The organism is Rhodococcus sp. HM1, from assembly GCF_023218075.1.
Taxonomy (GTDB): Bacteria; Actinomycetota; Actinomycetes; order Mycobacteriales; family Mycobacteriaceae; genus Rhodococcus.
Window position 1 is genome coordinate 14780 of the sequence record NZ_JALPTB010000069.1, and the last position, 18573, is coordinate 33352.

The 18573-nt window shown below is 67.3% G+C and carries 12 protein-coding genes and 1 pseudogene; 11 read left to right on the forward strand and 2 right to left on the reverse strand.

Annotation, left to right across the window (positions count from 1 at the left end; all coding sequences use genetic code 11):
- Positions 1-111 precede the first annotated feature (111 nt).
- The 8 genes from M1M07_RS26425 (at position 112) to M1M07_RS26460 (ending at position 13313) form a co-directional block, all read left to right on the forward strand.
- Positions 112-4083 carry a DNA-directed RNA polymerase subunit beta' gene (locus M1M07_RS26425; RefSeq protein WP_197250530.1) on the forward strand — a complete coding sequence of 1324 codons (3972 nt, stop codon included), beginning with the start codon at positions 112-114 and terminating at the stop codon, positions 4081-4083.
- A gap of 756 nt (positions 4084-4839) precedes the next feature.
- A complete protein-coding gene (locus M1M07_RS26430; RefSeq protein WP_248676086.1) occupies positions 4840-5928 on the forward strand; it encodes an NAD(P)/FAD-dependent oxidoreductase in 1089 nt (362 codons plus the stop codon).
- Positions 5925-6212, forward strand: a complete 288-nt coding sequence (locus tag M1M07_RS26435; RefSeq protein WP_248676087.1) for an acyl carrier protein — start codon at positions 5925-5927, stop codon at positions 6210-6212. The genes M1M07_RS26430 and M1M07_RS26435 overlap by 4 nt, the downstream gene beginning before the upstream one ends.
- A complete protein-coding gene (locus M1M07_RS26440) occupies positions 6213-7901 on the forward strand; it encodes an AMP-binding protein (RefSeq protein WP_282582355.1) in 1689 nt (562 codons plus the stop codon). It abuts the gene before it with no gap.
- A gap of 80 nt (positions 7902-7981) precedes the next feature.
- Positions 7982-9586, forward strand: coding sequence for a class I adenylate-forming enzyme family protein (locus M1M07_RS26445; protein WP_248676089.1), 1605 nt, complete (start codon positions 7982-7984; stop codon positions 9584-9586).
- On the forward strand, positions 9577-10497 hold the full coding sequence (locus M1M07_RS26450; RefSeq protein WP_248676090.1) for a hypothetical protein: 921 nt from the start codon (positions 9577-9579) through the stop codon (positions 10495-10497). The genes M1M07_RS26445 and M1M07_RS26450 overlap by 10 nt, the downstream gene beginning before the upstream one ends.
- A gap of 2 nt (positions 10498-10499) precedes the next feature.
- A complete protein-coding gene (locus M1M07_RS26455) occupies positions 10500-10997 on the forward strand; it encodes a hypothetical protein (RefSeq protein WP_248676091.1) in 498 nt (165 codons plus the stop codon).
- 66 nt (positions 10998-11063) lie between these two features.
- A complete protein-coding gene (locus M1M07_RS26460; protein ID WP_248676092.1) occupies positions 11064-13313 on the forward strand; it encodes an MMPL family transporter in 2250 nt (749 codons plus the stop codon).
- Positions 13314-13335: 22 nt separating this feature from the next.
- Here the strand turns inward: M1M07_RS26460 and M1M07_RS26465 are convergent, their stop codons facing one another.
- Together M1M07_RS26465 and M1M07_RS26470 are read right to left on the reverse strand one after the other, a co-directional pair.
- Positions 13336-13827, reverse strand: a complete 492-nt coding sequence (locus M1M07_RS26465; protein ID WP_248676093.1) for a histidine phosphatase family protein — start codon at positions 13825-13827, stop codon at positions 13336-13338.
- Complete coding sequence (locus M1M07_RS26470) at positions 13824-14690, reverse strand: acyl-[acyl-carrier-protein] thioesterase (RefSeq protein ID WP_248676094.1); 867 nt, start codon at positions 14688-14690, stop codon at positions 13824-13826. The genes M1M07_RS26465 and M1M07_RS26470 overlap by 4 nt, the downstream gene beginning before the upstream one ends.
- 167 nt (positions 14691-14857) lie before the next feature.
- Between M1M07_RS26470 and M1M07_RS26475 the strand changes: the two genes are divergently transcribed.
- The 3 genes and pseudogenes from M1M07_RS26475 to M1M07_RS26485 form a co-directional block, all read left to right on the forward strand.
- Positions 14858-16540: an FAD-dependent oxidoreductase gene (locus M1M07_RS26475; RefSeq protein WP_248676095.1), complete on the forward strand. Its 1683-nt coding sequence runs from the start codon at positions 14858-14860 to the stop codon at positions 16538-16540.
- Between the two features lie 213 nt (positions 16541-16753).
- Positions 16754-18277 (forward strand): DHA2 family efflux MFS transporter permease subunit, encoded by a 1524-nt coding sequence (locus tag M1M07_RS26480; RefSeq protein ID WP_248676096.1) that lies wholly within the window; start codon positions 16754-16756, stop codon positions 18275-18277.
- A 113-nt stretch (positions 18278-18390) separates the two neighbouring features.
- Positions 18391-18573: pseudogene (locus M1M07_RS26485) on the forward strand (hypothetical protein); the annotation flags it as partial.

Consider the following 18573-nt stretch of genomic DNA (forward strand, 5'->3'; position numbering starts at 1 on the left):
GGCGCGTATGGACGGCAACGACGACGCCGCATCCTTCGCGCCTCCCCGGGGGCCCGGCAGCGATAGCGACAACTAGCAGCAACACAACCCGCACAGGGGAAAGGAAGTTACGTGCTCGACGTCAACTTCTTCGATGAACTCCGCATCGGCCTGGCCACCGCAGAGGACATCCGCAACTGGTCGTACGGCGAGGTCAAGAAGCCGGAGACCATCAACTACCGCACGCTCAAGCCCGAGAAGGACGGACTCTTCTGCGAGAAGATCTTCGGCCCCACCCGGGACTGGGAGTGCTACTGCGGTAAGTACAAGCGCGTCCGCTTCAAGGGCATCATCTGCGAGCGCTGCGGCGTCGAGGTGACCCGCGCGAAGGTCCGCCGTGAGCGGATGGGCCACATCGAACTGGCCGCACCCGTCACCCACATCTGGTACTTCAAGGGCGTGCCGAGCCGCCTCGGCTACCTCCTCGATCTGGCGCCGAAGGATCTCGAGAAGATCATCTACTTCGCCGCCTACGTCATCACCTCGGTCGACGACGAGCTCCGCCACAACGAGCTCTCGACCCTCGAGGCCGAGATGGAGGTCGAGAAGAAGACCGTCGCCGACCAGCGCGACGCCGACCTCGAGGCCCGCGCGCAGAAGCTCGAGGCCGATCTGGCCGAGCTGGAGGCCGAGGGCGCCAAGTCCGACGTCCGCCGCAAGGTCAAGGACGGGGGCGAGCGCGAGATGCGTCAGCTCCGCGACCGCGCCCAGCGCGAGCTGGACCGTCTCGACGAGATCTGGAACACCTTCACCAAGCTGGCTCCGAAGCAGCTCATCGTCGACGAGCTGATCTACCGCGAGCTGCAGGATCGCTACGGTGAGTACTTCACCGGCGCGATGGGTGCCGAGGCCATCCAGAAGCTCATCGAGACCTTCGACATCGACGCAGAGGCCGAGCAGCTGCGCGAGATCATCCGCAGCGGCAAGGGCCAGAAGAAGCTGCGTGCGCTGAAGCGACTGAAGGTCGTCGCGGCGTTCCAGCAGTCCGGCAACTCGCCGATGGGCATGGTTCTCGACGCCGTTCCGGTGATCCCGCCGGAGCTGCGCCCGATGGTTCAGCTCGACGGTGGCCGCTTCGCGACCTCCGACCTGAACGACCTGTACCGCCGTGTCATCAACCGCAACAACCGCCTCAAGCGACTGATCGACCTCGGCGCGCCCGAGATCATCGTCAACAACGAGAAGCGGATGCTGCAGGAGTCCGTCGACGCGCTGTTCGACAACGGTCGTCGCGGCCGGCCGGTGACCGGTCCGGGCAACCGCCCGCTCAAGTCGCTGTCCGATCTGCTCAAGGGCAAGCAGGGTCGTTTCCGTCAGAACCTGCTCGGCAAGCGTGTCGACTACTCGGGCCGTTCGGTCATCGTCGTCGGCCCGCAGCTCAAGCTGCACCAGTGCGGTCTGCCGAAGCTGATGGCGCTCGAGCTGTTCAAGCCGTTCGTGATGAAGCGTCTGGTCGACCTGAACCACGCGCAGAACATCAAGTCCGCCAAGCGCATGGTCGAGCGTCAGCGCCCGCAGGTGTGGGACGTCCTCGAAGAGGTCATCAACGAGCACCCGGTGCTGCTGAACCGTGCACCGACGCTGCACCGCCTCGGCATCCAGGCGTTCGAGCCGCAGCTCGTCGAGGGCAAGGCGATCCAGCTGCACCCGCTCGTGTGTGAGGCCTTCAACGCCGACTTCGACGGTGACCAGATGGCCGTGCACCTGCCGCTGTCCGCGGAGGCGCAGGCCGAGGCCCGCATCCTGATGCTGTCCTCGAACAACATCCTGTCGCCGGCATCGGGTCGTCCGCTCGCCATGCCGCGTCTGGACATGGTCACGGGTCTGTTCCACCTGACCCGTCTCGTCGAGGACGCCGTCGGCGCGTACGCCCCGGCCACCGCCGATCAGCCGGAGCAGGGCGTGTACTCGTCCCCGGCCGAGGCCATCATGGCCGTCGACCGCGGTGCGCTGTCGGTGCAGGCCCCGATCAAGGTGCGTCTGACGCAGCAGCGTCCGCCGCGCGAGATCGAGAACGAGCTGTTCCCCGAGGGCTGGCGGTACGGCGACGCGTGGACCGCGCACACGACCCTCGGTCGCGTGCTGTTCAACGAGCTGCTGCCCGTCAACTACGGCTTCGTCAACGACATCATGCCGAAGAAGCGTCAGGCCGCGATCATCAACGATCTCGCCGAGCGCTACCCGATGATCGTCGTCGCGCAGACCGTCGACAAGCTCAAGGACGCCGGCTTCTACTGGGCGACCCGTTCGGGTGTGACCGTCTCGATGGCGGACGTGCTCGTTCCGCCGGAGAAGAAGGAGATCCTCGAGCGGTACGAGGCGCAGGCCGATCAGCTCGAGCGCAAGTTCGCGCGTGGTGCTCTCTCCAAGGAGGAGCGTCGCGACTCGCTGGTGAAGCTGTGGCAGGAAGCGACCGAAGAGGTCGGTCAGGCCATGGAGGCGCACTACCCGGACGACAACCCGATCCCGACGATCGTCAAGTCCGGTGCTGCGGGCAACATGACCCAGATCCGCTCGCTCGCGGGCATGAAGGGTCTGGTGACGAACCCGAAGGGCGAGTTCATCCCGCGTCCGATCAAGTCCTCGTTCCGTGAGGGCCTGACCGTTCTCGAGTACTTCATCAACACGCACGGTGCCCGTAAGGGTCTGGCCGATACCGCTCTGCGTACCGCCGACTCGGGTTACCTGACCCGTCGTCTGGTGGACGTCTCGCAGGACGTCATCGTTCGCGAGGTCGACTGCGGCACGCCGCGCGGCATCGAGATGACCATCGCGGAGCCGGAGCGCGACGCCGAGGGCAACGAGACCGGCAAGCTGGTCCGCGACGCCCACATCGAGACGAGCACGTACGCCCGTACGCTCGCCTCCGATGCGGTCGACGCGAACGGCAACGTGATCGTCGAGCGCGGTTCCGACCTGGGCGATCCGGCCATCGAGGCGCTGCTCGAGGCCGGTATCCAGAAGGTCCGCGTCCGTTCGGTGCTGACCTGCGACACCGGCACCGGTGTCTGCGCCACCTGCTACGGCCGCTCGATGGCGACCGGCAAGCTCGTCGACATCGGCGAGGCCGTCGGTATCGTCGCCGCGCAGTCGATCGGTGAGCCGGGTACGCAGCTGACGATGCGTACCTTCCACCAGGGTGGCGTCGGTGAGGACATCACCGGCGGTCTGCCGCGAGTCCAGGAGCTGTTCGAGGCCCGCGTCCCGAAGGGCAAGGCCCCGATCGCCGACGTCTCCGGCCGCATCCGGCTCGAGGACGACGACCGCTTCTACAAGATCACGATCGTGCCGGACGACGGTGGCGACGAGGTCGTGTACGACAAGCTGTCGAAGCGTCAGCGCCTGCACGTCATCCGCAAGGCGAACGGCACCGAAGGTGTTCTCGCCGACGGTGACTACGTGGAGGTCGGTCAGCAGCTCCTCGAGGGTGCTGCCGATCCGCACGAGGTGCTGCGTGTGATGGGTCCCCGCCAGGTGCAGATCCACCTCGTCAACGAGGTCCAGGAGGTGTACCGGAGCCAGGGTGTGTCGATCCACGACAAGCACATCGAGGTCATCGTGCGCCAGATGCTGCGCCGCGTGACGATCATCGATTCGGGCGCGACGGAGTTCCTGCCCGGTTCGCTGGTCGAGCGGAGCGAGTTCGAGGCATCGAACCGCCGGGTCGTGGCCGAGGGCGGCGAGCCCGCTGCCGGTCGCCCCGTGCTCATGGGTATCACGAAGGCGTCGCTGGCCACCGATTCGTGGCTGTCGGCGGCGTCGTTCCAGGAGACCACTCGCGTGCTGACCGACGCGGCGATCAACTGCCGCTCGGACAAGCTGATCGGTCTCAAGGAGAACGTGATCATCGGTAAGCTGATCCCGGCCGGCACCGGCATCAACCGGTACCGGAACATCCAGGTCCAGCCGACCGAGGAGGCCCGCGCGGCCGCGTACGCCATCCCGGCCTACGACGACCAGTACTACTCGCCGGAGGGCTTCGGCCAGAACACCGGCGCCGCGGTCCCGCTCGACGACTACGGTTACTCGAGCGACTACCGGTAGGCAACTACCGTAGACACGCAGGTCCCGCCCCTTTCTCTTCGGGGGCGGGACCTTCGTGTATTCGGCGTACGGGACGCCGCACCCCATCCGTGGACGGACTCCTGCACGAAGTCTCCTCGGGCGGGCCGTACCGCGATGACGACTCTTTCGATTCGATTGTGCTGCAACAGATTCCGATCCTGGATCGCAGGCACTGCCTGCGCCGCTCGCAGGCCCCGGCTTCGGGCCCGGCGGCGAGATCCCGGAACGTAAATCCCGAGATGGTCGAAATTTAGATTATCAACCCCGATGAGTGAGTTCCGGATCGACAACTTCGAGCCCATAGACAGTTTCTTTGACTGGAACCGCATATTTGTAAACGAATACGGCCCCCATCGGGTATTAATTGTGCTATGCGGAACGCCCGTGCTAGCCTGTGAAAGTCGATCGGGAGGGGTCGGCGAAATTCGATACACCTTGGGGGCACGGTGACTTATCGCATTCAGCTGCTCGAGCAGCTTTCGGTTTCGACATCAGGCCGGTCCGCGAATTCCCGCGGATCGGTTTCTCGACGTTCGTCGAATTCTCGCTTTTCGTAATTCGAGTTATTTCTGAAGTTTCGATCGACGCGGTATCGGCCGGCTCGCGTGACGTGTGTGGCCGGCGGAAAACGATGCGTCGGCATATCTCGAAACGAACTGCACATTCTCTGTCTGCCGCACTGTAATTGCAGTGCGGTATCGAATCCTGCGCGGATGAAAAATAAGGAGAAGTTGTATGCGTGTCGTCGTCGTGGGCGCCGGATATGCGGGAACGATTGCCGCGAATCGGCTGGCGAAGAAGGTTCCCGATGCCGAGATCACCATTGTGAACGATCGTCCGGAGTTCGTGGAGCGGGTTCGCCTGCACCAGCAGACCGCCGGCACCGGTGGCGCCGCGACGCCACTGTCGTCGATGCTGCGCAAGGGGATTGCGTTCCGTCTCGGAAGCGCCGTGAAGATCGGGGGCAACCAGGTCGTCCTCGCCGACGGCGAGCAGCTGGGATTCGACTACGCCGTCATTGCCACCGGCGGATCGGTCCATCCGATTCCCGGGTCGATTCCTGTCGGGACCTGGGAAGGTGCCCGTATCGCGGAAGCGCGGCTCGCGGGTCTGCAGGACGGCGGCGACGCCGTTGTCGTCGGTGGGGGACTGACGGGCATCGAAACCGCGTCCGAGATCGCACGTTCCCGCAAGGGGCTGAAGGTGCGGCTCGTCGCCGACGAGTTCGCGGCAGGCCTGTCCGAGGGCGCTCGCCGAAAGGTGCGGAAGTCGCTGGAGAAGGCCGGTGTCGAAATCCTGGCGGACCGGATCGTCGGCATCTCCCAGGGGCAGGGGCGTGACGTCGTTCGTCTCGCATCGGGTTCCGCGTTCGAGACGGACGTGACGTTGTGGGCCGTGATCTCCGGTGTGTCGGACTTCGTGGCGCAGAGTGGCCTCGCCGTAGACGAACGGGGCCGGGCGCTGGTCGATCGGTTCCTGCGGAGCGAGGGATCGCCCAACGTCTTCGTCGTGGGGGACTGTGCGGCAGTTCCCGGCGCACGTCCGTCCTGTGCGACGGCATCACCGCAAGGCGCGCACACGGCCGACAATCTGCAGCGGATCTCCCGCGGGAAGGATCTCGCGCCGTACTCGATGGGTTACGTCGGCCAGGCTGTCGGCCTGGGTGGGATGAATGCACTCATGCAGCTGGTGCGATCCGACGACAGCCCACGGAATCTGTATTTCTCCGGATTCTTCGCAGGCGTGACGAAGGAGATCGTCAGCCGGTACGCGAAATTCGGATCACGAACCGCAATCTATGTATGGAGAAAGGGTCGAATTTGAGTGGGGGTCTCATCACTGTCGGCCACCTGGAGGATCGGATAAGGGAGCGTCTGGGGGACGTCGTTCCGGACGAATTCGAGATCACGGCGGAAACGCGACTGGACGACCTGGGTTTGACGAGCCTGCAGTTCGGCGACCTTCTCATGGAATTGGAGGACGAACTCGGCTCGGACTTCGACCTCTATCTGGTCGCCGATGTCGTCACGGTCGGCGAACTCGCCGACCTTCTCGAACAGCAGGCACCCCGGTGGTCTGCGACGGAACAGGCAAGGGAAGTCACCTAATTGAATCCGCGAAACGAAGCGCCGGACAATTTCTGGACGCGAATATTTGTCACCGCAACCGATTATCGGACCGGTCTGAATTTCTGGGAGGGGCGCCAATATGCGCCCTATTCGCGCGCGGATCTCGTCGCCGAGGCAAGGAGGGTGGCGGGAGAACTCGCCTCGGACGGGGTTCGGAAGGGCGACGTCGTGGCCATCGTGCTCGACAACTCCGCCGCCGCCGTGAGGTCGCTGCTGGGCTGCTGGTATCTGGGCGCCGCCGTTGCGTCCCTACCCGAACGGGTGGTCGGCACCGACGCCGAAAGCTACTGCACCCAGATCGAATCCATCGTCGATCGGATCCGTCCGCCCCTCCTTCTCTGCAGCGACCGGGCGCTTGCGGACATCCGGCAGTCGGCCGGCGTGGCGTCGGTGGTGCGCAGCTTCGAGGCTCTGGGATCGGAGCAGGTCGCAATCGCATCGGAACCGGACTTTCCCGGTCTCCACGACCCGGCGTTCATCCAGTTCTCGTCCGGGAGCACCGGCAATCCGAAGGGCTGCGTGCTCAGTGCTTCGGCCATCGCACACCAGCTGGACATGATCGCCGAGATGGTCGACTTCGGGCCCGGCACGGTCGGTGTGAACTGGGCGCCGTTCTCGCACGACATGGGGTTCTTCGGCGGTCTGATGAGCGGACTGTGGAACGACGGCGAGGGCTACTACTCGACGACGGCACGATTCCGCTTGTCGCCCCGCACCTGGCTGGAAGATCTCGCCCACTATCGCGCGACGTACACCTCGGCATCGCCGACGGCTCTGCACGTCGCAGCAAAGGTCATGCACATCCGGAAGAAGCCGTTGCCGGGCGACCTCGCTTCCCTCAGGTGCCTCATGGTGGGCGCGGAACGGATCAGCTGGGAGGTCGTGGCCGACGTACAGGAATGCCTGGGTCCGTACGGGCTCCGGGCGGACGCGGTACGGCCCGCGTACGGCCTCGCGGAAGGAACGCTGGTGGTGACCGCGTCCGCGAACGATCGCGAACCCGGATACTGCAGTGTCGACGCGCTCGAGCTGGCGGAGGGACACGTCCGGTTCGTGCCCGAGAGCGACGAGAACTCGTGCCGGATCGTCAGCTGTGGGGTGCCGCTGCCGGGTGTCGAGCTGGACGTGCCGGAAGGGGCCGGCCGATTGGCGTCGATCAGGTTCCGTTCGCCGTCGGCGGCGACGGGTTACTACTCGAACCGGGAAGCCACGGCCGCCCGCTTCGGTGCCGACGGATTCGTCGACACCGGTGATCTGGGTTTCGTGCACGGCGGTGAGCTGTACCCGGTCGGCCGCGCGGACGATCTGATCTGTATCGGCGGGCGCAACGTGTACGTGAACGCCATCGAGTCGGAGATCGAGGCCACGATCGAAGGACTGCGCAGCGGAAGCACCGCGCTGATCGACTCGACACCCCACGCCGGCGATCGCACGCTGGTCTACATCGCCGAGGTGGGCGGGACGAACATCGACGGCGCCGGTATCGCGCGCGAGATCGCACACACGTGCAGGCGCAGAAGCGCGCTCGTCCTGGACAGGGTCGTCCTGGTTCCGCGGCGCACGTTGCCCCGCACGCCGTCCGGCAAGATTCAGCGGCACAAGTGCCGATCGATCGTCGAGCATTCCGGCGGCGCGCACCAGATCATCGAATCCATCAGCGTTCGCTGATTGCCCCCCCTCTGTTTCACCCGCGCGCGATGGGGCGCGCGGGCATCCTCTGTGATCTAGAGCGAAAGTGGTTGTTACACATGCTCAAGCGACCCAAGAACTTGGGATTGATGTTCGAATGGCATGCGGGCAGGTCGAGGCAGCTGACCGTCCATCTCGATCGTCCACTCGATATCGAAGGTCCGGACGGGCCGCTCTTCTACAACGGCCGGGCGCTCGCCGACCTCGTCGCGGAAGCCTCGGGCTGGCTCCGCGCCGCGGGGGTCGGCCGCGGCGACCACGTGGCGGTCGTGAAACCGAATCATTTCGACATGATCGTGCTGGCAGCGGCCGCGGCCCGGATCGGCGCGGTCGCAGCGCTCGTGTCCGCCGCGGACACGCCGCACCACCATGCCGCACTGCTCGATCGGATTCGGCCGGTCGTCTCGATCATCTCGTCGGACGTCCTCGAACGAGCCGCATCCGCCGGGCTGGACCTGCGAGGACACGGCACGACGATCGTGCTCGGGCGCGACGCGGATCCCGCCCGCGCCGACGAACTGGACCTGAAGTCGCTACGGGGAAAGCCCGTTCCGAAGCCCGACCCCGCCCCCGACGACGCGCCGATGTTCATCACCCACACGTCCGGCACGACCGGGGTGCCGAAGCTGGTCGTCCACTCCGCGACGTCCAACCACTACGCGAGCAGGCTCGAGCTGACGCCGTTCCCCGTGATCGTCAATCGCCGGTCGGACACGACCCTGGTATCGATTTCGTTCGCCCACTCCCGCTCGCTCGCATGGATCGGTGCGCAACTCAAATGGGCTCCGGCGAAGGTCGTCGTGGCGAGCCGGTACGAACCCGAATCCGTGGAGAAGGTGTTCGAGCAGCATCTGCCCACGACCGTCGAGGCCACACCGAACGTCTACCAGCGGTGGAAGGTCCTGGCGGAGAGGCGGCCCGAGCTGTTCGCTCACGTGCGGTTCTACCTCAACACCTTCGACCTGATGCACCCGTCGACCGTCCGGACGTTCCTGAACGCGTCCAGCCGGCGTCTTCCCGTCTGGGCGCAGTCGTGGGGTCAGAGCGAGGTGGGCCCGATCGCAGGTGCGCTGTATACGCGGGCGATGGTCCGCCGGCGGGGTGTCGCCTCGACGAACAACGTCGGGTGGTCGGTGCCCTGGCTCATCCGGACCCGGGTCGTCGACCCGGAAACGGGAGAACCGGTGAGGCGCGGGCGGACCGGAATACTCATGTCGCGCAGTCGATCCCGTTGCATCGACTATCTCGGCGAGACGGACCGGCACGAACTGAAGTCCGCCGGGGAATGGTGGAACACCGGCGATCTCGGATACAAGGATCTGCTGGGCCGGGTCAGGTTCGTGGATCGCGCGGTCGACGAGATTCCCGGGCTGAGCGGCACCGAACTCGAAAGTATCCTGCTCGACCGCATTCCCAACGCGATCGAGGTGATCGTGCTGGGGGTCTCGGGAAGTGCGCCGCTGCCCGTGCTGAGCCTGGACGGGGGCTCGATCAGCGACGCGGAATGGCGGGCGGCGACGAAGGGCCTGCCTGCGATGGCCGATCCGGTGGTGATCGCGTGGGAGGACCTCCCGCGGACCTCGACCTGGAAGGTTCGCCGCGGCGCACTCCGGCGGTCGCTGGTGGGGACCGAGCTCGGTGACGGAGTGAGCACGTGGACCTAGAGGCAACCGCGAGGGACGGCCTCGTCGACGAGGTGTTCGCGGTTTTCGAAGGTGAGCTCCGGGAGGTCCTGCGCACCGTTCCCTACAACAGTGCGGCGCAGTTCGTCGACCTCTTCGGCGACGGGGAACGCAGTCCGCGGCTCGGAGCGGCGTGCGTGTTCCAGACGCTGGAGGTCGCGAGGCGGGTCGAGGAACGCACGGGTATTCCTGCTCGTCTGATACCGGACGGCCGGCACCTGGCAGCGATCTTCGAGTACGAGGGCGGACTCGTCCTGCTCGATCCCTACCTGCTGCACACGACTCCGATCCACATCGAGGCACGTACTGTACGCGCGGGGTCGGGGCGGGTGGTCTCGACCGCGGCTCCTGTGCGCACGGACTCCAGGGGAGTGGTCCGGCCGGGACGGCTCACCGCGCGCTACCGGACCTACGGCGACGGCTGGGTCGTTCGCCTGGAGTATTCGAAGTTCAGCCCCACCCGGGGCAGATATCTGCTGTCCAGGCTGTTCACGTTGCGCTCGGAGGACGCATTCGACCGGCCCGACGGCGGGCTTCGGGTCGAGGCGCTGCCGCGGGAGTTCCTGGCGTCGATCCTGACCGATCCCGAGCAGACCAGCCTGTCCATCCGGGCGCTGGACGATTCGCTGGAACACACCTGTGAGGTCATCCTTCCGTTGCACGGCTATGCAGGGCGGATCTTCTCGGCCGGCGACCTCTGGCTGCGGGACAGCGCGGGGGTGTCCTTCCCGCACTCGGATCCGGCCGCAGCGCCGGTGTGGAACGAACTGGCCGCCTCGACGGGGCTCGGTTCCGCCGACATCGTCGATCACCTGCTGTGCGCCGCCGACATCTATCGGAGCGTCGCCGATCCCGACGGCGACGTCCAACCCTATTCGTTCGAGAGTGAGTGACGATGAGCAAGTTTCGGACGGTGTTCGTCGCCGGCACCATGCAGGGCGCGACTCCGGGCTTCGCGATCCGGGATCAGGGCTATCGAGACGAAATCGGTGACATCCTGCGTGCCTACAATCCCGACATCGAGTGCTTCGACCCGCACCAGGCGATGCAGAGTTTCATCGCGTCGATCGGGATGCCGTTGGCCGTCGGCTATCAGAAGCTCGCCGAGACGGAGGTCGTCGACGAGGCGGAGCTCGACAGCGAAGTGGGTCTGCTGCGGGAGAAGTTCCGGGAATTGACGGCCTACGCGGCCGAGTGCGATCTGTTGGTCGCATTCCTGCCTGGGGGTGTACCGAGCATGGGTACCGCGATGGAGATGTATGCCGCGCACTGCGGTGGCAGCGTCGTCGCCAGCATCACCGAGATGCGGCAGAACCTGGCGGTGCTGTCCACCTCCGAGGTGATCGTTCCCGACCTTCCCGCGTTCGAGAGCTGGCTCGCGACGAAGGGCTGAGCCGGTGGGCAATGCAGTGTGGGGCGAAGCGAACGATTCCGTGAGGCAGGGACCCGAGTGATCAAGATGGCAACGCGCACTGCAATCGCCGCGCCGCGGCTGCTCCTGGGCATCTGGATCGCCGTGGTGGCGATGTTGGGTGTGTTCGGCGCCGGGGTGGCCTCGCACCTCGGCGCGGGAGGGTTCGTCGCTCCGACCGCCGAATCCTCCGTTGCTGCACAGCAACTCGAAGAAGTCTTCGACCGCGGCGGGATGACACTGGTCTTTTCGGTGAAGGCCCGGGACGGGGCGGATTCGCCGACGGCCCGCGCTGCCGGTACCCGGATCGCGGAGGATCTCGCCGGTGATCCGAGGGTGACATCGGTCGTGTCGCTCTGGGGCAACCCCGAACTGGCGATCGCGTTGCGCAGTACCGACGGCTCGACGGGATTGGTGGTCGCCGGTGTGCGGGGCGGTGACAACGACGGTGCCGCCAACTCGCGGGCGCTCGCGGACGAGTACGGCGGTTCCACCGGGGACGTGGAGATCGATGTCGCGGGCGAGGGGATGGTCTACGACTGGATGTCCACCCAGTTGGAGAAGGACCTGCTGCTCGCGGAGTCGATCGCCGTGCCGATCACGTTCGTCGTGCTGGTGTTCGTGTTCGGCAGTGTGGTGTCGGCGTTGATCCCGGTCGCGGTCGGGGTGGCGACGATCGTCGCCACGGCAGGCATCCTCAGGGCGATCACACTCGTGACCGATGTGTCGATCTTCGCGCTCAACCTCGCCGCATCGTTGAGCCTGGCACTCGCGATCGACTACAGCCTGCTCATCGTCAACCGGTACAGACACGAACGTGCCGCCGGATTCGGCAGTGCCGACGCCTTGGTCCGGACGATGAGCACGGCCGGACGGACGGTGCTGTTCTCGGGTCTGATCGTCGGGCTCAGCCTGTCCGCCATGGCCCTGTTCCCGCTGTACTTCATGCGGTCCTTCGCGTACGCCGGCGTCGCCGTGGTCGCCTTCGCCGTTCTGGTGACGATGACCGTCACCCCGGCGATCGTGTCCGTCCTCGGTGATCGCCTGGAGATGTTCGCGGTGCGGAAGAGCGCACGGCGGGCCGCCGCCGAACGGCCCGTCGAGCGGTCGGGGTGGTACCGGCTCACGCACCGCGTGATGCGGAACTCGGCGGTGGTGGCTGCGTCGCTCGTCGTGTTGCTTCTCGCCGTCGGCGCGCCGATCCTCGGAATCGACCTCGGGTATCCCGACGAACGGGTCCTGTCGGAGGATGCGCCGCCGCGGCGGGCCGCAGAGCAACTGAGCGCGGACTTCGCCCAGAGTGCTCTCGCGCAGACGCAGATCGTTCTGCCCGAAGGGGCGTCCGTGCGGTCGGAGCTGAACACCTATGCCTCAGGCCTGTCCTCGGTCGACGGGGTCGCGGCGGTACTGGCGCCGGAGGGCACCTACGTCGGCGGGGTCAGGGTTGCGAACGGCGATCCCGGTGCCGTCGCGGGCCGGGCGGCGATGCTGACGATCGCCACCTCGTCCGACGCCCGGGACGACCTCGCGACGATGCTGGCCGATCTGCGCGCGGTGCCGGCTCCCGCCGAGACGCTGTTCCACAGCAAGGAGCAGCACGACCGGGATGCGGTCGACGGGATCATGGGCACACTCCCGTGGGCGCTCGGTCTGATCGCGCTGACGACGTTGTGTGTCCTGTTCGTGCTCACCGGGAGCGTCCTGCTTCCGATCAAGGCACTCGTGATGAACCTGCTCTCGCTCTCGGCGGTGTTCGGGTTCCTCGTCTGGGTCTTCCAGGACGGCCACCTGGGCGGTCTGGGTGCCACGGGCACCGGCTTCCTGGTCGCCATCGTCCCCGTCCTGATGTTCTGCGTCGCGTTCGGGTTGTCGATGGACTACGAGGTCTTCCTCCTCGATCGGATCAGGGAGTTCTGGGTGGATTCGGACCGCACCCGCCGATCCAACGAGGAGGCGGTGGCGCGCGGGCTCGCCCACACCGGCCGGGTGGTCACGGCCGCGGCATTGCTCATGGCGATCGTCTTCGCCGCGCTCGGCACGTCGTCGGTGGCGTTGATGCGCATGTTCGGGGTCGGGATGGCGCTCGCGGTCGTCCTGGACGCCACGGTGGTCCGGGTTCTGCTGGTGCCGTCGTTCATGAAGCTGATGGGGCGGCTCAACTGGTGGGCGCCGGCGCCGCTCGCACGGTTCCACGCGAAGATCCAGGGCCGGAGCCGCCCGGAGAGCAACGACCCCGGCACCGGTATGTCGGGGGGCGCGGCGTCGAGTGGTGACGAGGCTGTGGCGAAGGTGCCCTGACGGACGGGTTTCCGGGCGGACGTCAGCGGGGGATGTGGAAGTCCGTGAGCTCGGCGCGGCCGGCCTCGAGTTCGTGCCAGGCTCCGCGGACCGTCAGCACCACGACGGCGGACGTGGGGAACTTCTCGGCGAGCTGGTGGGCGGCCTCGCTCTCGTGATCGGGGGCGAGCAACAGTGCCGTCCGCGACAGCGTCGGCTCGTGGCCGACGACGAGGAGGGTCGCCACGTCGTCGTCGACAGTGCGGACGGCGTCGATGAGGATGTCCGGGGTCGTTTCGTAGAGATCGTCCCGGAAGTCGACCGGCGCTTCGATCGCAGCTTCGGTCAGCGTCCTGCGGGTGCGCACCGCCGTGGAGCACAGCACTGCGTCGATCGGCGGCTGGTGTGCCCGGAGCCACCGGCCGGCGAGTCCGGCTTCACGTCGCCCGCGCGGGGCCAGCGGACGCTCGTGGTCGGCGACGCCTTCCGGGTATGCGGACTTGCCGTGTCGCAGCAGGATGAGGGTGCGCGTCATGCGTCCCACCGTAGGTGTTCCGACCCATTGCCGGACGGAGTGGCGATGCCGGATTTGCCGGGTGTCGGCACCTTCGTGACCGTCGCCCGCGCGACCCTGGCGACGGCCCGGACCTCGTCGCCGACGGTGAACCACAGGGAGAGCGCGTCGTCCTCGTGGCGGGTGCGGATGGTCAGCTCGTCGCCGGCGACGACGGGCCGCAGGTGCTCGACCACCGCCCGGTACGGGCCGTCCTGCAGGTCGCTGCGCTCGGCGAGGTGTTCCTCGACGCCGTGCCAGTAGGTCGCGTTGTTGACGTGGTCGAACGGGTCGATGTCGGTGACACGCAGTGGAAACGGCGCGGCGTGGTCGGTGCCGTCGGCGTCGGGGGAGAGCCATGCGCGCCACCGGAGCCGCGTGTCGTGGGCGTGCCGCGCCATGCGCTCGAACAGGGGATCGCTGATGCGGGTGGGGGCGCCGCTGGTCGGGCTGATGTCGATCCAGAATCCCGCGGTGTCGATCAGGGCTCCTTCGCCGTCGGGTTCGATCTCGTCCATCCGCACCCGGATGTTGGCCCATCGCGTCGACAGTGCGTCGCACCACCGGCGCAGCCGCAGGTGTTGCGGGTACCGCGCGGGACGGTGCACGTCGATGACGGTGCGCCGGACGATCCAGAGGGGATCGGTGCCGGTCGCGTCGAGGGCGGCGAGGTTGTCGGTGCCGATGTCCTGGAGATAGCGGGCGATGCCGTCGAGCCGTAGCCGCTGGTTGTTGTCGACGTCGCCGGTGCGGACGGTGCGTTCCGTGGTGTAGGGCGACGCGTCCGCGGGTAGATCGCTGAGCGGTTGTGTCGCCGACGGTGTGGCAGTCGTGTCGGTCCCCATCCGCAGCCCCCTTGCGTTCGTGGATCGCCCGATTCTCGCAGGAGCGGACGTCGTGTGCAGTGTGTCTTGCGGTGTTCGTGGCGAGGCGACTACAGTCGCATTTAACTGTTACGCAGTGTCACATGAAATGCGGCGGCCCGGCCGCCCGGCTCCCGAGGACCCAGACCATGGCCTACGTGATCACCCAGACGTGCTGCAACGACGCGAGCTGCGTGGCCGTCTGCCCGGTCAACTGCATCCACCCGACCCCCGAGGAACGGGAATTCGCGACCGCCGAGATGCTGCACATCGACCCGCAGACCTGCATCGACTGCGGTGCCTGCGCCGACGCGTGCCCGGTCGAGGCGATCTTCCCCGAGGACACCCTGACCCCGGAGCGGGCCCGGTTCGCCGAACTGAACGCCGCCTACTACGCCGCGCACCCGACGCCCGACGGCTGGCTTCCGCTCACACCCACCCCGGCGCCGCCGCGCGATCGCGGCACGTTGCGGGTTGCGATCGTCGGTGCGGGGCCCGCCGCCTGCTATGCCGCGCAGGAGCTGCTCGAACGCTCCGACGTCGAGGTCGAGATGTTCGACCGGCTGCCGACTCCTTTCGGTCTCGTCCGCGCCGGCGTCGCACCGGATCATCCCGGCACCAAGACGGTCACCGAGTCGTTCGAGCGGTCGTTCCGGCGTGACGCGTTCGGACTGCACCTCGACGTCGAGATCGGCCGCGACCTCTCCCACGCCGATCTGCTCGCCCACCACCACGCCGTGATCTACGCCGTCGGTGCCTCCGCCGACCGGCACCTCGGCATCCCCGGCGAGGACCTCCCCGGTAGCCACGCCGCCACCGAATTCGTCGGGTGGTACAACGGGCACCCCGACTACGCGGACCGCACCTTCGACCTCAGCGGAACCACCGCGGTGATCGTCGGCAACGGCAACGTGGCGCTCGACGTCGCCCGGATCCTCACGACGGACGTCGACGAGCTGGCCCGCACCGACATCGCCGATCACGCGCTGGAGGCCCTGCGCCGCAGCGCCATCCGGGAGGTCGTGCTCCTCGGCCGGCGGGGTCCGGCCCAGGCGGCCTACAGCAACCCCGAGTTCCTGGCGCTGCGCGATCTGCACGGCGTCGACGTCGTCGTCGACGAGTCGGAGCTGGAACTCGATCCGGTCAGCGCACGGCTCGCCGCCGCCGATCCCGCCGTCGAGCTGCGCATGCGTCTCGCGCGCGAGTACGCGCAGACCCAGCCGATCCCCTGGCGCAAGCGCATCGTCTTCCGGTACCTGACCTCGCCCACCGAACTGCTCGGCGACGACCGCGTCACCGGTGTCCGGCTCGTACGCAACGAGCTGATCGAAGGGGAGAACGGCACGCTCGTGGCCCGGCCCGCCGGCGACCACGAGGATCTGCCTGCGCAGCTGGTGCTGCGGTCGATCGGGTACCGGGGCGTGCCGGTGCCCGGCGTGCCGTTCGACGAGCGTCGCGGCGTCGTCCCGAACACCGGCGGCCGCGTCGAGAACGGCGTGTACGTCACCGGATGGATCAAACGTGGCCCGAGCGGGGTCATCGGCACCAACAAGGCCTGTGCGAAGGAGACGGTCGCGGCACTGCTCGCAGACTTCGACGCCGGCCGGTTGACCGCACCGGCCGCGGGACGTCGCGAGCTGACGCGCCTGCTCGCCTCGCGCCGCCCGAACCGGGTGGATCTGCGGGGCTGGCAAGCGATCGACGAGGCCGAGCGCGCCGCCGGCCGGGCGCAGGGCCGCCCGCGGGTCAAGATCACCGATCGCGCCCGGCTCGTCGAGATCGGCGCCCGTCGCGGACCGGCCCGGCTGTTCCGTCGCCTGGTCCCGATGTGACGTAGGTCGCCCAGGGACCGTTTTGGGGCCGCCTGACCAGCGGATATGCCGAGCCACGAAAATTAAGTCACTTGGGGTGCGTCGGCGGAACTCGTTACGATCGCGGAACATCGGCACCGCGACTTCGCTGATGAGTCATCACGCGCTTCTCCGACGTCGTCCTCGGCGCGGGTGGGCGTGCACTGTGCCACCTGCGACCCAGGAGAAACACCCATGACACCCCCATCCGAGGGTTCCAACGTCGCCGCGTCCGACGGCAAACTCGACGCTGCCGTACTGAAGATCGCCTCCGTGGTGGTCCTCGGTGCCATCATGTCCATCCTCGACGTCACCGTGGTGTCCGTCGCTCTGCCGACGTTCATGCAGGAGTTCCAGGCCAGCTACGCCACCGTGGCCTGGACGATGACCGGTTACACGCTGGCGCTGGCCAGCGTCATCCCGCTGACCGGCTGGGCGGCCGACCGGTTCGGCTCGAAGCGGCTGTACCTGACCGCGCTCGTGCTGTTCGTCGCGGGCTCCGTGCTGTGCAGCATGGCGTGGGACATCACCTCGCTCATCGCGTTCCGCGTGCTGCAGGGCCTCGGCGGCGGCATGCTCATGCCGCTCGGCATGACGATCATGACCCGTGCCGCCGGCCCGCACCGCGTCGGCCGCGTCATGGCAGTGCTCGGTATCCCGATGCTGCTCGGCCCCATCGGCGGCCCCATCCTCGGCGGCTGGCTGATCGAGTCCGCGAGCTGGCACTGGATCTTCCTCATCAACCTGCCGATCGGCATCGTCGCGCTGATCACCGCATTCGTCGTGCTGCCCAAGGACGAGCCCAGCGAATCCGAGTCGTTCGACTTCGTCGGCATGCTGCTGCTGTCGCCGGGTCTGGCGCTGTTCCTGTTCGGCGTCTCGTCGATTCCCGAGGTCGGGACCGTCGCGTCTCCGCGCGTGCTGATCAACGGCATCATCGGTGTGATCCTGATCGCGGCGTTCGTGTTCCACGCGCTGCGTGCGAAGAACCCGCTGGTGGATCTGCGCCTGTTCCGCAACCGTCAGCTCACCTTCGCGGTGCTCACCATGTCGGTGTTCGCCATCGGCTTCTTCGGCGCGGGTCTGCTGTTCCCCAGTTACTTCCTCCAGGTGCGGGGTGAGACCACGCTGTCGGCCGGTCTGCTGCTCGCCCCGCAGGGCATCGGCGCGATGCTCACGATGCCGATCGCCGGTCAGCTCGTGGACCGGATCGGCCCCGGCAAGATCGTCCTGGTCGGTCTGACCCTGATCGGCGTCGGCATGTCGGTGTTCACGCAGGTCGGCGTCGACACCTCGTACGTGTTGCTCCTCGGCGCCCTGTTCGTGATGGGTATGGGCATGGGCTGCACCATGATGCCGACGATGACCGCGGCGCTGCAGACCCTCACCGACCACAGCATCGCGCGGGGATCGACGCTGATGAACATCGTGCAGCAGGTCGCCGGTTCGATCGGTACGGCCACGATGTCGGTGATCCTCACCAACCAGATGGCCGCTCCCGCCGGTGCCCCCGAGGGCGCCGCGACCCCCGACGCCGACATGGTCGCGCAGCTTCCGCCCGAGGTGCAGCAGTCGATCCTGTCCTCGCTCGCCGACGCATTCGGAACCACCTTCCTCGTCGCGACGTGCGTCATGGTGCTCGCACTGATCCCGGCCGCGTTCCTGCCGCGCACGCGTTCGGAGCACGCCGACCAGGCAGCGCCGGTCGTCGTGCACTGACACCGCACATCCACACACCGCCGGGCGCGGGCAGTGACGCAGGTCGCTGCCCGCGCCCGGCGTCGTCGATAGGCTTTCCGGCGCACATCACGGCGATCGGAACGGAAACGCGAATGAAGACCGAACACCGCGACAGTGGTGCCGTCGGAGGAGCATCGGAGACACGAGCCACGACACCGACCACACTGCCGCGTCGAGTCCTGCTCGGCGGTGCCGGGGCCGTCGCGGCGACCGCGGCGCTCACCGCGTGCGGCGCCTCGGCCGGCGCGGGGGCCGAGGCGCCGCACGCGGTGAGC